Annotated in this window: 15 protein-coding genes; 3 read left to right on the forward strand and 12 right to left on the reverse strand. The window is 62.1% G+C overall.

From position 1 onward, the window contains the following. The first annotated feature begins 120 nt into the window (after nt 1-120). Nucleotides 121-1329, forward strand: a complete 1209-nt coding sequence (gene tyrP / locus ACJ8QI_RS13190) for a tyrosine transporter TyrP (protein WP_004935940.1) — start codon at nt 121-123, stop codon at nt 1327-1329. A gap of 34 nt (nt 1330-1363) precedes the next feature. Here tyrP and ACJ8QI_RS13195 read toward each other — a convergent pair whose 3' ends face one another. The 3 genes from ACJ8QI_RS13195 to ACJ8QI_RS13205 form a co-directional block, all read right to left on the reverse strand. Further along, nucleotides 1364-2359, reverse strand: coding sequence for an ABC transporter substrate-binding protein (locus ACJ8QI_RS13195; protein ID WP_060439380.1), 996 nt, complete (start codon nt 2357-2359; stop codon nt 1364-1366). Between the two features lie 7 nt (nt 2360-2366). Next, entirely contained in the window at nt 2367-4544 is a 2178-nt protein-coding gene (locus ACJ8QI_RS13200) for a TonB-dependent receptor (RefSeq protein WP_442532627.1), read from the reverse strand. A 199-nt stretch (nt 4545-4743) separates the two neighbouring features. Then, on the reverse strand, nt 4744-5283 hold the full coding sequence (locus ACJ8QI_RS13205) for a YfaZ family outer membrane protein (protein ID WP_442532628.1): 540 nt from the start codon (nt 5281-5283) through the stop codon (nt 4744-4746). Between the two features lie 338 nt (nt 5284-5621). On the opposite strand from ACJ8QI_RS13205, the gene katA reads away from it, so the two are divergent. Further along, entirely contained in the window at nt 5622-7058 is a 1437-nt protein-coding gene (gene katA / locus ACJ8QI_RS13210; protein ID WP_060420075.1) for a catalase KatA, read from the forward strand. Nucleotides 7059-7102: 44 nt separating this feature from the next. Here the strand turns inward: katA and menE are convergent, their stop codons facing one another. The 8 genes from menE to idnO all read right to left on the reverse strand — a co-directional run bounded on the left by menE (nt 7103) and on the right by idnO (nt 15362). Beyond that, the gene (gene menE, locus ACJ8QI_RS13215; RefSeq protein WP_442532629.1) at nt 7103-8488 is read right to left on the reverse strand and encodes an o-succinylbenzoate--CoA ligase; all 1386 of its coding nucleotides are present in this window, start codon (nt 8486-8488) and stop codon (nt 7103-7105) included. After that, the gene (gene menC, locus ACJ8QI_RS13220; protein WP_442532630.1) at nt 8476-9459 is read right to left on the reverse strand and encodes an o-succinylbenzoate synthase; all 984 of its coding nucleotides are present in this window, start codon (nt 9457-9459) and stop codon (nt 8476-8478) included. The genes menE and menC overlap by 13 nt, the downstream gene beginning before the upstream one ends. Further along, nucleotides 9459-10316 (reverse strand): 1,4-dihydroxy-2-naphthoyl-CoA synthase, encoded by an 858-nt coding sequence (gene menB / locus ACJ8QI_RS13225; RefSeq protein ID WP_033635308.1) that lies wholly within the window; start codon nt 10314-10316, stop codon nt 9459-9461. The genes menC and menB overlap by 1 nt, the downstream gene beginning before the upstream one ends. Before the next feature lie 11 nt (nt 10317-10327). Then, a complete protein-coding gene (gene menH / locus ACJ8QI_RS13230) occupies nt 10328-11098 on the reverse strand; it encodes a 2-succinyl-6-hydroxy-2,4-cyclohexadiene-1-carboxylate synthase (RefSeq protein ID WP_060420066.1) in 771 nt (256 codons plus the stop codon). Further along, the gene (gene menD / locus ACJ8QI_RS13235) at nt 11095-12771 is read right to left on the reverse strand and encodes a 2-succinyl-5-enolpyruvyl-6-hydroxy-3-cyclohexene-1-carboxylic-acid synthase (protein ID WP_141959801.1); all 1677 of its coding nucleotides are present in this window, start codon (nt 12769-12771) and stop codon (nt 11095-11097) included. Before menD ends, menH begins: the two co-directional genes overlap by 4 nt. 380 nt (nt 12772-13151) lie before the next feature. Beyond that, nucleotides 13152-13463 (reverse strand): stress response protein ElaB, encoded by a 312-nt coding sequence (gene elaB / locus ACJ8QI_RS13240; RefSeq protein ID WP_025160172.1) that lies wholly within the window; start codon nt 13461-13463, stop codon nt 13152-13154. Nucleotides 13464-13502: 39 nt separating this feature from the next. After that, nucleotides 13503-14576, reverse strand: coding sequence for an L-idonate 5-dehydrogenase (gene idnD, locus ACJ8QI_RS13245; RefSeq protein ID WP_442532631.1), 1074 nt, complete (start codon nt 14574-14576; stop codon nt 13503-13505). A gap of 21 nt (nt 14577-14597) precedes the next feature. Continuing rightward, nucleotides 14598-15362, reverse strand: a complete 765-nt coding sequence (idnO, locus tag ACJ8QI_RS13250; protein ID WP_033635314.1) for a gluconate 5-dehydrogenase — start codon at nt 15360-15362, stop codon at nt 14598-14600. Nucleotides 15363-15630: 268 nt separating this feature from the next. On the opposite strand from idnO, the gene ACJ8QI_RS13255 reads away from it, so the two are divergent. Beyond that, the gene (locus tag ACJ8QI_RS13255; protein ID WP_442532632.1) at nt 15631-16614 is read left to right on the forward strand and encodes a LacI family DNA-binding transcriptional regulator; all 984 of its coding nucleotides are present in this window, start codon (nt 15631-15633) and stop codon (nt 16612-16614) included. Here ACJ8QI_RS13255 and ACJ8QI_RS13260 read toward each other — a convergent pair. Further along, the gene (locus tag ACJ8QI_RS13260; RefSeq protein WP_442532633.1) at nt 16594-17103 is read right to left on the reverse strand and encodes a DUF1097 domain-containing protein; all 510 of its coding nucleotides are present in this window, start codon (nt 17101-17103) and stop codon (nt 16594-16596) included. The two genes, ACJ8QI_RS13255 and ACJ8QI_RS13260, sit on opposite strands and share 21 nt — an antisense overlap. Nucleotides 17104-17156: the final 53 nt, after the last annotated feature.

Raw genomic sequence — 17156 nt, forward strand, 5'->3', positions numbered from 1 at the left:
AACATTACTGTACACCATGCGTAACGCCGGTTTGACACAAATTAGGGCTTCCACTATCCTGCCATCCTCATAAATCGTTACCTATAATTTTCAAAATCTTTCGGCTGGTAGAGAAAAAACGTGAAGAATCGCACTCTTGGCAGTGTTTTTATCGTGGCGGGCACCACCATTGGCGCCGGGATGCTGGCGATGCCGCTGGCAGCAGCCGGAGTCGGCTTCGGCGTCACGCTGGCCTTACTGGTCGGGCTGTGGCTGTTAATGTGTTACACCGCGCTGCTGCTGGTGGAGGTTTACCAGCATGAGCAAGCGGATACCGGTCTGGGCACGCTCGCCAAACGTTATCTCGGCGGCGGCGGCCAATGGCTGACCAGCTTTAGCATGATGTTCCTGATGTATGCCCTCACCGCCGCCTATATCAGCGGCGCCGGCGAATTGCTCGCCACCAGCATCAGCCAATGGACGTCGCAGGACTTCCCGGTGTCGCTCGGCGTGCTGCTGTTCACCCTGGTGGCCGGCGGCGTGGTGTGCATCGGCACCCACTCGGTCGACTTGTTCAACCGCATCCTGTTCAGCGCCAAAGTGGTGTTTCTGGTGGTGATGCTCGGCCTGATGTTGCCGAATATCCACCAGACCAATCTGATGACGCTGCCGCTGGAGCAAGGCCTGGCGCTGTCGGCCATTCCGGTTATTTTCACCTCCTTCGGCTTCCACGGCAGCGTGCCGAGCATCGTCAACTACATGGGCGGCAACATTCGCAAACTGCGTTGGGTGTTTATCATCGGCAGCGCGATCCCGCTGATCGCCTATATCTTCTGGCAGCTGGCGACGCTGGGCAGCATCAGCTCCGACACCTTCGTCGGCATTCTGGCGCAGCAGGCCGGGCTGAATGGCCTGTTGCAGGCGGTGCGCGATGCGGTGGCTTCGCCGCACGTTGAACTGGCGGTGCACCTGTTCGCCGATCTGGCGCTGGCGACCTCGTTCCTCGGCGTGGCGCTCGGGCTGTTCGATTTCCTGGCCGACCTGTTCAAGCGGCAAGACAACGTGCGTGGCCGCCTGCAAACCGGCGCCATCACCTTCCTGCCGCCGCTGGCCTTTGCGCTGTTCTACCCGCGCGGCTTCGTGCTGGCGTTGGGATTCGCCGCCATCGCCCTGTCGGTGCTGGCGCTGCTGTTGCCTTCACTGCTGGTGTGGAAAACGCGCCAAAAACATCAGGCGCAGTATCGCGTCTGGGGCGGTACGCCGGCGCTGGCGTTGGTGTTTGTCTGCGGGGTGACGGTCATCGCGATTCAACTGGGCATCGCCAGCGGCATGCTGCCGGCGGTGGGGTAACGCATTCGGGGGCCGTTTGGGCCCCCGAATCTGTTCAAGCGGGTGGATTAAGAATAGCGTCAATCTGCGCCGCAGTGAGCGACAGACCGAAAAAGTCCCGATAAAAACTTCTCGTCTCTTCCCGCATGTCAATGTCGGCAAAACGTGCCGGGTACAGCGTTTTCGCCAACCATAAAAACTGCAGCGCCTCTTCGCTGGTCTCGCGACACCACCAGAACATCCCCTTGGGATTGACCACGACCCGATGCCGCAAAACGGCATCGATGCCCTGCCATTGCGCGGACGTGCGTATCTCTTCGGCATCGCGCCTGTTCATCGCCACGATCACCTGCGGATTGGCGGCCACGATCTGCTCCAACGCCACTTCGCCCGCCCCCTCTTTTTTCAGACCAAACCACGTTTCCGCCACGTTGGCGGCGCCGGCCAGATCCATCCAATCCTGGTTAAGCGACGGTCGCCCTGAGGTGGTCAGCGGATTGCCCATGCTGTGATAAACGCGAATGCGCTGCCCTGGCGGTAAATCCTTCAGTCGCTCGGCGACGCGCGCCACATTACGAGAAAAATAGCGCTCGTAAGCCAACGCTTTTTCCTGTGCATCCGGCCCCAGCGCGGCCCCCGTTTTTAACACTCGCGCGCGCAGAGCCGCCATCGAATTGGCTTTAAACGCCAATACGCGCACCCCAGCCCGTTCGAGTAAATCCAATTGCGGCACTTTCATGCTGTCAGGCACAAACAGCAGCCGAGTGCCAAGCGCGATGATTTGTTCCGGATTCAACGCTTGCCCACTATTCACACTCACCACCGGAACGGCGTCAATGCGCGGCAGGCTTTGGCGAAACAGCGGGATCTGTTTCGCGACATTCGAGGTGCCGACGATGTTATCGCCATAACCCAGCATCGCGATGATGGCGTTTTGCGCGGGCCACGGCGAGGCAATACGCATTTCGCTCGCAGGTGATGCAGCCCACAAATCGCCGTGCAACAACACGCCAACCAACAGTGCCCATGCAGACAACGATGCGATCCTCATAGCGCCCTCAGAAGTCAAACGTGACAGATGCGCGCACTTCACGGCCGTTGCCGAGAAAGGCGCTCGACGAACCGCCATTACCATCCGTGCCCGAGGGGAAAATAGAGGCCCAGTAATGTTCGTTAGTGACGTTATTGACCGCCAGCCGCCAGGTCGCAGGCACAGAATGAATCCGGGTAACGTAGCGGGCCCCCAGGTCCAGCGTGGTGTAACTGTCAGCCCAGGCGCTGTTGGTGTCGTTCGCCGCTCGCTTGCCGGTATAGTGCACGTTGGCGCTATAGACCCATTGCGGCATCGACGGCAAGCTGTACTCCACCAGCATATTGGCCTGCACCTTCGGCACACCGACCACGCGTTTGTCGCGTGTGCTGTCGGAAACCGTCTCTTTCAGTTGCGGATCGAGCAGAGTGACGCCGCCAAAAAGGCTCAGCCCGTCACCCACGCGCCCAGCGGCCGTCAGCTCCAGGCCATTGTTCACCTGTTCGCCTTGCTCCTTGTACACCCGGTCTTCGGCGTCAACATAAGCGAACGGCCGCTTGAGGCGGAACAGCGCGGCGCCGAGGTTCATCTCCCCGACGTCGGCTTTCAGGCCAATCTCATATTGCCGACTGCGATAGGGCTTGAGCGTCTGCCCTTCGTTCTTCACGCCTTCCCCCAACGGGGCCGTACCGCCTTGCTCCAGCGAGTCGGCATAGCTGACATAGGCCATCAGCGTCGGGGTGATTTTGTACATCAACGCCGCATTCGGGCTCAAACCCTGCTGATTGTCTTCTTCGATTTTCTTGCCGTCAGCGCTGTAATTCCGCGTCTGCAACCAGCTTTCGCTTAAATACAGCATCGCCGACCACTGCGGATTGAATGTCAGCGTATCGCCGAACGTCACGCTCTGCTGGCTGTTCTCGCTGGATTTATAGCGCGCGCCGTTCTTGGAGATTTTTCCGTCGCCCGGCTCATGCAGCGCCGACGGATGGTACATATTGTCGATGCCCAAATCGTAGCGCCGGCTGGCCCCCTTGCCGCTGCAGATAGACCAGACGTAGCCCGTCGTAGCGAGCGCCAACTCATGCCCCACCGAACCGGTATCGACATGGCCGTTCAGCGCCAGCGTATTACTCAACACCCGAAATCGCCCCGAGGCGCTGGAGTCGCTCATCGACCGTTTTATATCGCCGCTGCCGTTGAGCAGAGTGCTGGATACCGAACGCATGGCGCGATCTGCCTGTTGCCACCCTATGCCGCCCGTGACTGACCAATCGTCATTGAAGTAATGAATCAGGCGCGTACTGAGGGTGTCGGTGGTTAAATCGTTGCCCGCCGTCTCGAGCGCCAGGTGTTTATTTTGCGGATTAGGGGCGGAGGGCAACGGAACATTCGGCCCATAGCTGAAGCCGCCGGGGTAGCCCTTTTGCAGGAACTCGTAATGGCTGGCGTCCAGCTGCAGCTGCGTGCCCGGCTTGATATTCCAGTCGAACGCCACGGCCAACAGCCGTCGGCGCAGGGTACTGTCGTCAACGCTGCCTTCGCCCTCTTCGTTGAGGGCATTGATGCGATAGCCAAACATATTGTCGTCGTCGAGATGGCCGCCGAGATCGACGTGGCCGCTGAAGGCGCTGCGGCTCTGATACCCGAGCGTCACCTCGCGTAACGGTTGCGGCGTCGGGCGTTTCGCCACAAAGTTGAACTGCCCGGCCGGGCTCGCAGGGCCATACAACGCGCCGGTCAGGCTGTTGAGCACGTCCAGCCGTTCCAGCATTTCAACGGGAAAGGCCGTGGTGGAGACAATGTTCAACCCATCCAGGCGGCTGTTCGCCACCACGCTGCCCTGCATACCGCGGCTTTGAGGCCGCCCGACGTCCATGCCGCCGCGAGCCTGCATCTGCGTACTCGGTGAATATTTCAGCAATTCGGCGACGCTTTTCGCCTGCTGATTTTTGATCATCGGTTGGGTCACGGTGGTAGAAGAATAAGGCGTATCGATCCAGGCCCTGGTACCCAGCGGCCCGAGTTCAATCTCCGGCGTTTTAAAACCGGCGCCGGATGCGCTTTCCGTCGCGGGGGTTAACGCGCTGCCGGTGACGGTCAACACCTCGTCACGATCGGCCTGCGCCGCAGCGGTATAAGGAAAGAGTGAGGCAAGCAGCGGCATCAGCGCCGCCAGTGGATTTCGGTAAGTCATGACGTCCATATCGTTATATAAACATTTATATTACGCATTTTACGGCATGTGCTCGCCTATGGCGATGCCGATCGTCGAGTCTTTAAATTATTTAATCTTTTGCCATTCAGAGTCCGGATGGATTTCCCGTTGATGGCACAAATAAAAATCCCCCGGCCAATGACCGAGGGATTCGGAAAACGCGATGAGCCGCAGCCGTCAGCCGGCCTTAGAAGCTCAGGCCGACACCGACATAAGGGCCATCGGCCAGCGTATTGTCGCGACGCCCGTCTTTGCCTTCCATCTTCATGTAACGGTAGCCCACATCCACGCTCAGCGGACGGAACTTCCAGCGCAGGCCGCCGCTGGCTTCGTTATAGGCTTTCACGCCGCTGGTGAAGGATTCAGGCGCAAAGTACCCTTCGCCGTGCAGGCTGAAGTAACGGTTAATCTCCCACTCCAGGCCGCCGCCCAGCGCCACCGCCCCGCCGCTCTTCCCGTCTTTCGGGCTGAGGTACAGCGCTTTGGCACCCACGGTCGCCGTCAACGGCCCCAGCGGCACGCCGAAGTTCAGCCCCAGGCTGCCGACGTTGCCGTCGTGGTCGCTGCGCGCCCAGTTGCCGGTCAGGCCTAAGCCTGAAGAGCCGGTGCTCATGCCGACGCCCAGGTTGGTGTAGTGCTGCCCGGCTTCGCCCGACACGCTGATGGCGTTCGCCGCACCGGTCACAAACAGCAATCCTGCCGCGCACGCGACCCAAGTCTTTTTCATCATCTTTCCCTCTGGTTTGTCATCCGTACCGAATGATCGAATCAACGCATAATAATAACGTCACGAGTCTATACCAAAGCGCAATGAGTATTTAAGGGATAAAAGCGAAAAAATTCTTCAATAATCAAATAAATGTAAATATTTGCAAACAAGATTCTATATTCGTCAAGGCGATGCCAACGATAACCGAGACCTATTTGCCGCCGCTCGCCAATAGAGCTACAACTAGTAGTGGCTTTGACCAAGGTCAGGGGAAGAAGCCCCGCCAAAGGACTATGCTGATGAACGCTTAAACCGCCCGAGTCTTTACTTAACTGCACTACGATAAGGAGCAAGTGATGAGCAAGAAAGGACTGACCACCGCAGCCGGCGCCCCGGTTGTCGATAACAATAACGTGATCACCGCAGGCAAACGCGGCCCGATGCTGTTGCAGGACGTGTGGTTCCTGGAAAAACTGGCCCACTTCGACCGTGAGGTTATCCCCGAGCGCCGCATGCACGCCAAAGGATCCGGCGCCTACGGCACCTTTACCGTTACCCACGACATCACCCGCTACACACGCGCCAAGATCTTCTCCGAGGTCGGCAAACAGACCGACATGTTTATCCGCTTCTCCACCGTCGCCGGTGAGCGCGGCGCCGCCGACGCCGAGCGCGACATTCGCGGCTTCGCCATGAAGTTCTATACCGAAGAAGGCAACTGGGATTTGGTGGGCAACGATACGCCGGTGTTCTATCTGCGCGATCCGCTGAAGTTCCCCGATCTCAACCACGTGGTGAAACGCGATCCGCATACCAACCTGCGCAACCCCGTCTACAAGTGGGACTTCTTCTCCCACCTGCCGGAATCGCTGCACCAGCTGACCATTGACTTCAGCGATCGCGGCATTCCGAAATCCTACCGTCACATGCACGGTTTCGGCAGCCACACCTTCAGCTTTATCAATGCCGCCAACGAACGTTTCTGGGTGAAATTCCACTTCCGCTGCGAGCAAGGCATTGAAAACCTGATGGATGAAGAAGCGGAAGCGATCATCGCCAAGGATCGCGAAAGCTCACAGCGCGATCTGTTCGACGCGATCAAACGCGGCGACTTCCCGCGCTGGAAGCTGCAAATTCAGATCATGCCGGAACACGAAGCCTCGCAGACGCCATATAACCCGTTCGATCTGACCAAGGTGTGGCCGCACGGCGACTATCCGCTGATCGACGTCGGCTATTTCGAGCTGAACCGCAACCCCGACAACTACTTCTCAGAGGTTGAGCAGGTGGCGATGAACCCCGCCAACGTGGTGCCGGGCATCAGTTTCTCACCGGATAAAATGCTGCAGGGCCGTCTGTTCTCCTATGGCGATGCGCACCGTTATCGCCTGGGCGTCAACCATCACCAGATCCCGGTGAACGGCGCCAAATGCCCGTTCCACAACTACCATCGCGACGGCGCGATGCGCGTGGACGGCAACAGCGGCAACGGCGCCACCTACGAACCGAACAGCTTCGGCCTGTTCCAGGAGCAGCCGGACTTCAGCGAGCCACCGCTGAGCATTGAGGGCGCGGCCGACCACTGGAATCATCGTGAAGACGACGATTACTATAGCCAGCCGCGCGCGCTGTTCAACCTGCTGAGCGCCGAAGAGCACCAGCGCATGTTCACCCGCATCGCCGGCGAACTGTCGCAGGTGCCGGAACACATCCAGCGCCGTCAGGTCGAGCTGTTCACCAAGGTGCACCCGGACTACGGCGCCGGCGTCGCCAAGGCGCTGGGGCTGAAATAACCCCCCTGCTGCCATCCGCTCAGCCGCCCTGTCGGGCGGCTTTTTTATGCCTGAGAGAGACGCTGCGCCACCCACTGCTGCAACTGGCGGCGCGAAATCTTGATGCCGCCGTTTTTCAGCTCCTCAGGCAGCGGGAGCAACGCCGCCGGGCGTTGGAAATTGGCCAGCTTATCCTGCGACCAGGCGAGCAACGCCGCCAGCGACAGCGACGGTTCGCCGTCGATCACCGCCACCGGCCGCTGGCCGAACTCGGCGTCCGCCACCGGCACCACAAACGCCTGCGTGATCTGCGGATGCGCCGCCAGCACGCGTTCGATATCCTCCGGCTGCACCCCTTCACCGCCGCTGAAAAACAGGTTGTCCAACCGGCCGAGAATACGCAGTTCCCCCTCGGCCATCGCGCCGCGATCGCGGGTCGCAAACCAGCCCTGTTCATCGGCCAGCGGCTGCAGATGCCCATGACGCCAGTAGCCGAGCGCCAGGCTGTCGGCGCGGATCCAGACTTCTTCGTCCACCAGTTTGATCTCGCGGCCGCCGAGCGGCAGGCCAACGCCCGGCCGCGCATCGGCGCGCTTGGCGCACACCGTGGAAGCCAGTTCGGTCAAGCCGTAGCCGCACCAGCAGCGGATCCCCGCCGCCTCCGCCCGTTCGGTCAGCGCCACCGGGATCATTGCGCCGCCGAGCAGCACCTCTTTCAGCGTCGTGCCCGTCAGCGGTTGCGCCAGCAGCCGCCAGAGCTGTGTCGGCACCAGCGAGGCGTGCGTGCAGCCCACTAATGCCTCGGCCAGCGGATGCATTTCGCGCACTGCCAGCCGCGCACCCGCCGCCAGCCAGCGCCAGACGATGCCCTGGCCGGAGACATGAAACAGCGGCAGTGACAGCAGCCAGCAATCCTCGCGCTGAAAATCCATCAACCGCAACACCCCGTCGGCGCTGGCCAGATGGTTGGCGTAGCTGTGTGCGGCCGCTTTAGGCATGCCGCTGGAGCCCGAGGTCAGCGTCAGCGTCGCCAGACGCCGCACATCCCACCTCGGCAGGTTCGGCCAGCGCGGCTCGGTCGAGGGCGGCGTCAATCGAATCACCTCTTCCGGCAGCGCCGGCAACGGATCCGGGCCGAAGGCAAAGGTGATGTCTAATTCGGGTAACAGCTGCGTCAGCAGCGGCGTCGGCAAGGCGGGATTGAGCGGCAACAGACGCGCGCCGCATTGCAGCAGCGCCAGATAGGCCAACAGCAGCGGATAGCTGTTTTTACCGCACAGCGCCACGCCGCAGCCCGGCTCCACGCCCTGGTGCTGAAAATCCGCCGCCAGCTCATCCACCTGGCCTTGCAACGCCAGCCAACTCAGCGGCTGTTCGCCGAGCAACAGGGCCGTCGCCTGCGGCTGAAGGCGCGCCCAGTGTCGCCACGGCCAATCGCTTAACGGCGCCATAGGCACTCCAGCGCCGAAATATCCAGCAGCGGCAATGCGCTGCCTGGCCAAGGCCGCAGCACCTGCGCCTGCATCAGCCCCAGCGTATCCAGCCCCGGCACGGTGTCCGGCGTCAGCCAGCGGGCGATGCGCGCCAGCTGGGTTAACCCCAGGCTGGACTCGATGCTGGAACTGATCACCGCCGTCAGCCCCGCCGCATGCGCCTGCGCCACCAGCGCCTGGCAGCGCGCCAGGCTGCCGACCAGCGTCGGCTTGATCACGATGGCTGCCACGCCCGGCTCGGCCTGCACCACAAAGTCCGCCTCACGCACGCTCTCATCCCAGGCGATGGCAATGCCGGTCGCCCGGGCGAAATCGCGCGATTCATCACGGGTCTTGCAGGGCTCTTCCAAAAAGGCGATGCGATCGCGCCACGCCGGGTTGACGTATTTGGCGAAACCGTCGGCTTTGGCGCGGGTCCAGCTGCGGTTGGCATCCAGCCGCAGCCGCAGATCCGGCAGCGCCTCCAGCAGCACGTTGACGATCATGCCGTCGCGCACCGCCTCATACAGCCCCACCTTCACTTTCGCGACTTTCTCGCCCGGCAAGGCGCTCAATATCTCGAACAGCTCGTCCGGATCGCCGGTGCACAGCGGCGCCTTGCGAAAATCCGCCTGCGTCGGCAAGCGCTGCTCCAGCTCGGCCTGCGCGCAGCTAATCCCAAAGGCCACCGAGGGCAGCGTGCTGTCATCCGGTTCGTTGCCCGCCAACCAGACCTGCAGCCAGTCCAACGCGACCTGTTCGGCCTGCGCCAACGTTTCCCGGCTGAATTCCGGCAGCGGCGCGATCTCGCCCCAGCCTTCACGCTCGCCCTGACGCAGCTGCACCACCCATCCGTCACGCGTTTTCAACCGCTGATTGCGCAGCACCACGCCCGCCTCCATCGGCAGGCTGTAACGGTAAAGCGCCGCGCTGCGGTTTACCCCGCTCATTACGGGTTACGCTTGAATTTGCTGAAGTCCGGCTGACGCTTCTCGTTGAACGCGTTGCGCCCTTCCTGCCCTTCGTCGGTCATGTAGAACAGCATGGTGGCGTTGCCCGCCAGCTCCTGCAAACCGGCCTGGCCGTCGCAGTCGGCGTTCAGCGCCGCCTTCAGGCAGCGCAGCGCCATCGGGCTGTTCTGCAGCATTTCTCGGCACCAGCGCACCGTCTCTTTTTCCAGATCGGCCAGCGGCACCACGGTATTGACCAGGCCCATGTCCAACGCGGCAGCGGCATCGTACTGGCGGCACAGGAACCAGATTTCGCGCGCCTTCTTCTGGCCGACGATGCGCGCCATGTAAGACGCACCCCAGCCGCCGTCGAACGAGCCCACTTTCGGGCCGGTCTGGCCGAAGATGGCGTTATCCGCCGCGATGGTCAGATCGCACATCATGTGCAGCACGTGTCCGCCGCCGATCGAATAACCGGCCACCATCGCCACCACCGGTTTCGGGCAGGTGCGGATCTGGCGCTGGAAGTCCAGCACGTTGAGGTGATGCACGCCGCTGTCGTCGCGATAGCCGCCGTAGTCGCCGCGCACTTTCTGATCGCCACCGGAGCAGAAGGCCTTATCGCCGGCGCCGGTCAGAATAATGACGCCGATGCCGTCGTCGTAACGGGCGTTGGCCAGCGCGTCGATCATCTCTTTAACCGTTTGCGGGCGAAACGCATTGCGCACCTGCGGCCGGTTAATGGTGATTTTGGCGATGCCGTCGGCGGACTTGTGATACAGAATGTCTTCGAAATCGCCGGTGCAATCCTGCCAGGCGATGGCGGCATACAGCTGTTCTTCATTCGGATAAAGCATGTTCGGTTCCTTTAACCAGGGTTAACGAGAAAGGTCTGCAGCTCGGCGACGAAATCCTGCGGATTGGCCAGATGCGCGTTGTGCCCGGCCTGCGGCACGATGCGCAACGGCAACCCGGCGTCGCGCGCCAGCCGTTGAAATTTGGGGTCGTTCTCACCGCACAGCACCTGCAGCGGCACGCTCAGTTGGCGCAGCTGCGGCGCCAGATAGGGCTGCCGCCCGAGCGACGTGGCTTCGAGCATGTCGGCGATCGCCGGGCCGCTGTTGACCGAGCGCGCGGCGATCAGCGCCTGGCGGTGCACGTGGCTAAGCTCTTTGAACACCGGCTGCTGATACCAGTCCGCCAGGACCTCGGCGATCGGCTCACTGCGAAAACGCGCCGCCCACAGCGCATCCTGTTCGCAGCGCCGACGGCGCTGCTCTTCGTCCTCCAGCCCCGGGTTGCCGCCCTCGACGATCACCCCCTGCAGGCCGGCATGGCGGCCGTGGCAGGCGTGATACATGGCGATGCGCCCGCCGAGCGAGTAGCCCACCAGCCAATAGCGTTCGATATTGCGCAGCTGCAGCGTGGCGGCAATCTGCGCGCTGATGTCGTCGAAGCCGTGGCAGCTCACCGCCACGGAATCGCCGTGGCCGGGCAGATCGATGGCCAGCGACGGCCATTCCGGGCAGCGTGCGGCGATCACCCGCCATTCATTGTTGTTGCCGAGCAGGCCATGCAGCCACACCAGCCACGGGCGGCCCGCTTCGCCCTGTTGCAAAATTCGCGTCGCCAGCATCATTGCACCGCCATCTGTTGCACCAGGTATTGCAGGCTTTCGGCCCCCGCGCTCGGCGGCACCTGCAGTTCGATAAGCGTAGCGCCGCTGCGCCGCCAGCCTTGTTCAACCGCCTGTTGCAGCTGGCTCCAGTTCTCCGGCCGCGCATAACCCAGCTGGAACATCGCCGCCGCGTGGCTAAACTCGACGTTCTGCGGCATGCAGTAAAAGCGCTGACGATCCTCTTCCGGCGTCGGCAGCAGCGAGAAAATTTGGCCGCCGTTGTTGTTGACGACGATCAACACCGTTGGCGCCGAGCTCTGGCGCAGCAGCGCCAGCGCATTGAGGTCATACAGAGCGGAAAGATCGCCCACCACCGCCAACGTCGGCCTGGCGGTTGCGCGCTGCACGCCGGCGGCGGTGGAGACCAGGCCGTCGATGCCGCTGGCGCCGCGGTTGCTGAATACCGGGTAGGCGACGGGCAATGGCGTTAACGCGTCAATCAGTCGCACCACCAGGCTGTTGCCGAGAAACAGCTGGCCGTTCTCCGGCAGCAGTTCCGGCAGGCGATGCGCCAGCTGCGCTTCGCCAAAGTTATCGTGCAGATGCGTGGATGCCGCCGTCAGCGCCTTATCTGCCAGCGCGGCCAGCCCGGCGGCCCACGGCGCGCGCGGCTGTGCCGGGTGCTGCGCCAACCACTGCGCCACGCCGGCGCGCAGTCGCCGCCCCCGGTGCTGGGCCGGATCGAGCCGCCCCGGCAGCTCGTCGATGACCCAATACTCTTCCGGCCGGCACTGCGCCTGCCACTGCAGCAGGCGTTTGCCGGTCAGGCTGCCGCCGAACTGCACCACCAGTTGCGCATCTTGCAGTACGCGCTGCGCCTGCGGGTGAGCGAGCCACAAATCGGCGCAGGGCAGCGGTTGCCCGGTCTGCGACAGCACGTCGCCGATCAGCGGCCAGCCCAGCGTTGCGGCCCATTCGGCCACCTGAGCGCCCTCTTGCGCGCTCATGCGCCCGGCCAGCACCACGCCGCGTTTCTGCCGCCAGAAGAACCAGTCCGGCTGCGGCAATGGCGCCGCACGCGTCTCGCTTTCCTGCAGCCACGGACGATCGCTCTGCCACCAGTCGCCCAGCGCGGCGGACCAATCGGCATAGTGACGTTCGTCGCCGCCGTACAGCGGCTCGGCGAACGGGCAGTTGATATGCAAAGCGCCGTGTTGCAAGCGCGCCATCGCGCTGTCGACGCTGGAGGCCAGCCACGCGGCCGGAATATCCGGCGTAGGACGCGGCAGATCGATCGCCAGCGTCGGGTGGCTGCTGTAGAGGCCGCTTTGACGGATCGCCTGATTGGCGCCGCAGTCGATCAGTTCCGGCGGCCGATCGGCGGTGAGAAACACCAGCCGCTCACCGGTCAGGCCGGCTTCGATCAACGCGGGATAAAGGTTCGCCGCCGCGGTGCCGGACGTGACGATCACCGCCACCGGCTCACGCGCCGCCTTCGCCAGCCCAAGCGCCAGATGGCCGAGCCCGCGCTCATCAAAATGGGTATGACAGATAAACGATCGGTTGGCCGCAGCGGCCAGCGTCAGCGGCGTGGAGCGCGATCCCGGAGCGATACAAACATGCCGCACCCCATGGCGGGCCAGCGCCTCGAGCAGCACAGCCGCCCACCGGCGATTAAAAACACTTGTCGACATAGTTCGCTCACAAGTCAGTTAGCAGAGATCGTCTCCGGCGCAGCCGACGGACGCCGCGCCTGTAGTTACGCTCTGTATTATATGAGGTGTTATTTTCACGGCTTTTGCGCCAGCGCAAGAACGCCGTATATCCCTGGGTGTTTACACCAGATAATTATTTGATTTAGAACAAAAAATAAACAATAAAAACACAAATACTTTACACTTGCGGCGACGCCGGCTCAATCCGTCCATACAAAAACAAGGGAAATAAAGGCGCTCCGACGACGGCTAGCGGGAAGTATAGGCGGGATAAGGGAAAGCCAGCGGGGAAACAGCGAGATGAACAACACAGTCTGCAGAAAAGCACGAGGCGGCCTGCGCCGCCCCGATGCCGTGATTTATTTACGGGCCAGCAGCAGCCCCAGCACCAGCCCGACGGTGGCGCCGATACCTACGCTGTGCCAGGGTTTATCCCGCACGTAGTCGTCGGTGCGGTGCACCGCTTCTTTGGCGCGCGCGTAGTAGGATTCACCGGTGTTCGCCCAGCGCGCCTTGACCTCACTCAGCGCCTGCTCGGCGTGCGACTTGATGTCGACGTAAGCCTGATCCGCGCGATCGCCGGTGTATTGCAGCACTTCTTCCAGCGTCTCGGTCAGCATTCTCAGATCGTCATCCAGCGTAGTTTGCTCAGCATCCGTATGTCTTGCCATCGTGAGATCTCCGTGGTTGAAAAATTAAGCGTTCCTACACTATAGACAAGGATCGCCGCCTGCGGCCATCGGACTTTTACCCGAAAACACCAATTGCACCTTGGCGGCCTGGCGCTTATCGCCGGCAAACTCCAGCGCCTGCGCCAGCTGCCCGCTGGCGAACTCCGCCGACAGCAACGGCAGCGGATCGACCACGCCGTCGGCCAGCCACGCCACCGCCAGCGCAAACTCCGCCACGAAGCGGAAGGATCCGAGCAGGTTCAACTCCTTGGCGATCAACAACATCAGCGGGAAATCGGGGAAGCTGCCGCCCATGCCCACCTGCACCACGGTGCCTTTGGCGCGGGTGATCTCCAGACAGCGCTGCAGCGACTGCGGGTGCCCCGCCACTTCGAAGGCGACGTCGAAATACCCCTTGTCCTGCTGATAATCGCTAACATCGTCGTCCGCGGCATGCAGGCACCGATCGGCCCCCATTTGCCTGGCGATCGCCAGGCAGCGCGGGCTGAGATCGGCACAGACAATCTCGACGGCGCCCAGCGCTTTCAGCGCCGCCACCAACAGGCAGCCGATCGGGCCGACGCCGGACACGAAGACCTTTTTTCCCGTCACGTCGCCGGGCTGTTTCGCTGCGTGGATCGCCACCGCCAGCGGTTCGGCGAACACCATCACCCTGTCGTCGCGATCGGCGCCGTAAGGGACACACTGCGCGCTATCCACCACTTTGTATTGGGTAAAAGCGCCGTCAACGTGCGGAAAATACATCGCGCTGCCGAAAAAACGCATCTCGACGCATTGATTGCTTTGCTGCGCCAGACAGTATTTACACTGCCCGCAGGGTTTGCTGGGATTGAGCGCCACCTTCTGCCCGACCGGCAGCCGCGGTGAATCGCTGGCGACCACCTCGCCGATCACCTCATGGCCCAGCACCATCGGCTGACGCACCTGAAAATTGCCGACCTTGCCTTCCTGGAAGTAATGCAGATCGGAACCACAGATGCCGCCGCGGCTGATTTTCACCAGCGTTCCCTGCCCCCGGTAATCCACTTCTTGCGCGATCACCGCCACGTCTCGTTTGCCATTGACCACGCAGGACTGGGTTTGAATTTTCATCTCAAGACTCCACGAAAAAGGTTACACCGCCGCCGACATGCCGCCATCGACAAACAGCAGCTGCCCGTTGACGAAGGCGGAGGCGTCGGCGGCCAGGAACACCGCCGCGCCGATCAGCTCCTGCGGATCGCCCCAGCGCGCGGCGGGCGTGCGTTGGGTCAGCCAGGCGGTGAAGGCCGGATCGTCGGCCAGCGCCTGCGTCATCTCGGTTTTGAAGTAGCCGGGAGCAATGCCGTTGACCTGAATGTTGTAGCGCGCCAGCTCCACGCACATGCCGCGCGTCAGCATTTTCACCGCCCCCTTGGACGCCGCATAAGGGGTGATGGTGTCCCGCCCCAGCTCGCTTTGCATCGAGCCGATGTTGACTATCTTGCCGCGCCGGCGCGGCACCATATAACGCGCCACGGTTTGCGACACGATGAAGACCGCCTTCTGGTTGACGGCGATGATGTCGTCCCAGTCTTGCTCCGGAAACTCGGTGAACGGGTGGCGGCGCTGGATGCCGGCGTTGTTGATCAAGACGTCTATCGCGCCGATATCCGCTTCGATACGGTCGATGGCGGCATGCACCGCCTGGGAATCGGTGACGTCGAACGCCGCCGCATCGGCACGCAGGCCCTCTTCGCGCAGGCGCTCGGCGGCGTGCCGGGCATGTTCTTCGGTGGTGGCGTTGACCAGAATATGTGCGCCTTGCTGCGCCAGGCCGCGCGCCAGCAGAAAACCGATGCCGCGCGAGGCGCCGGTGATCAAGACGATTTTGTTATCCAGTGAAAACAGATTGTTCATGGTGATTCCCGGCCATCAGGCCTCCAATCGGACAGGCCTCTATCTCAGCCGATTGTTACCGGTAAAAACGTGATGAAAATCACTGAAAATCATGTTACGAAACCCTGTTACCCTTAACGTGATCTCACGCAGGCAGCACGCGGGTAAAAATCAGCTATCCGATTGAAAAATGGCTATTTTCAATAGAGGTGCATTCATTGTTATCGCCAAATCGATTTGTTAACATACCGCTATCCGCCCTTGCCGCGCCGCCCGTGAAGGCCACCGAATGAAACACCCCCGCGTTACGCTACAGGACATCGCACAATTGGCCGGCGTGACCAAAATGACCGTCAGCCGCTTCCTGCGCACGCCGGAAAAAGTGGCGGCCGACACCGCCGAACGCATTGCGCAGGTCATGCGGGAGCTGAACGTCACCGGCGCCGATGCCGCACAGGCCGGCAGAAAACCGCGTCTCGGCGTGCTGGTCCCCTCCTTCAACAACCAGATCTTCGCCGATCTGCTGGCCGGCATCGAATCCGTTACCCAAGCGCGGGGTTACCAAACGCTGGTGATGAACTACGATTACAGCCCGCAACGGGAAGAAGAGCAGATCGCGCAGCTGTTGAGCTACCCGATCGCCGGGCTGATCCTCACCGATTCTGCGCATACCTTGCGCGCAGAGACCTACCTCGGCGCCGCCAAAATCCCCCTCGCGCAGGTGATGGATCTCGACGCGCCGCCGGGGCGGATTGCGGTGGGGTTCGATAATGAACAGGCGGGGTATGACATGACCGAAGCGCTGCTCGCCAGCGGCAAACGGCATATCGTTTACTTTGGCGCCATGTCGGACGCCCGCGACAATAAACGCTATCGGGGGTACTGCCGCGCCATGGCGGCTCAGGGGCAAACGCCGCGTCAGATCGCGCCGCATCGGGTCTCTTCGGTTTCGATCGGCGCCGACATGCTGGCGATGGCGCGCGAACGCTACCCGCAGCTCGACGGTATCCTGTGCACCAACGACGATCTGGCGGTGGGCGTGTTGCAGGCCTGCCTGCGTCTCGGCGTGCGCGTGCCGCAAGAGGTTGCGTTATCGGGATTTCACGGCCTGGATATTGGCCAGGCGACCACGCCGAGCATCGCCAGCGTGATCACGCCGCGCTTTGACATGGGGAAAACCGCCGCCGAAATGCTGCTGTTGCGGATCGCGGGCGAACCTTGCGCCGAGCGCCACGATCTGCATTACCGCCTCTCACTCGGCGGCACCGTTTGAGCCGGCATTCGAGCCCATCGGCGGCGTAGCGCGGGCTTTTTCGCTGAGCGCCGCCCACCACAAACCGCTGTTTTTCATCGCATAGCCGAACAGTAGGCCCACCAGCAGGGAAAGCGTCACCAGCGGCCAATCACCGCCGCCGGCGAAGGTCGCGCAGGCGCCGATAAAGGTGCCGGGCACGAACCCCAGCCACTGCTGTTTGGCCTGAATGCACATCAGGAATGCCACGACGCCGGTCAGCAGATACCCCAAGAGATTCCACTGCGGCGCCAGTTCGCTGCCGTGGATGATCGCCATTGCCCAGAAGACGCCGCTGCAGCAGGTCAACGCGCCGATCACCAGCCCTTTCAACCCACCCTGCGGGCAGGCGAAATACGCCGTGCAGCCGAGAAAACCGGCCCAACCGATCAGCCCCAGGCTGACGGCAACCCAGCCCCACACGCCGGAGAGGATCCCGGTAGTAACGGCAATGGCGAAAAGAACGTTCATAAAGTGACCCGCGGCAAAAAGAAAGCGCGCAGTTTACCCGAAAGCCGGTCATT

The organism is Serratia sp. CY84636, from assembly GCF_052166245.1.
Classification (GTDB): domain Bacteria; phylum Pseudomonadota; class Gammaproteobacteria; order Enterobacterales; family Enterobacteriaceae; genus Serratia; species Serratia nevei.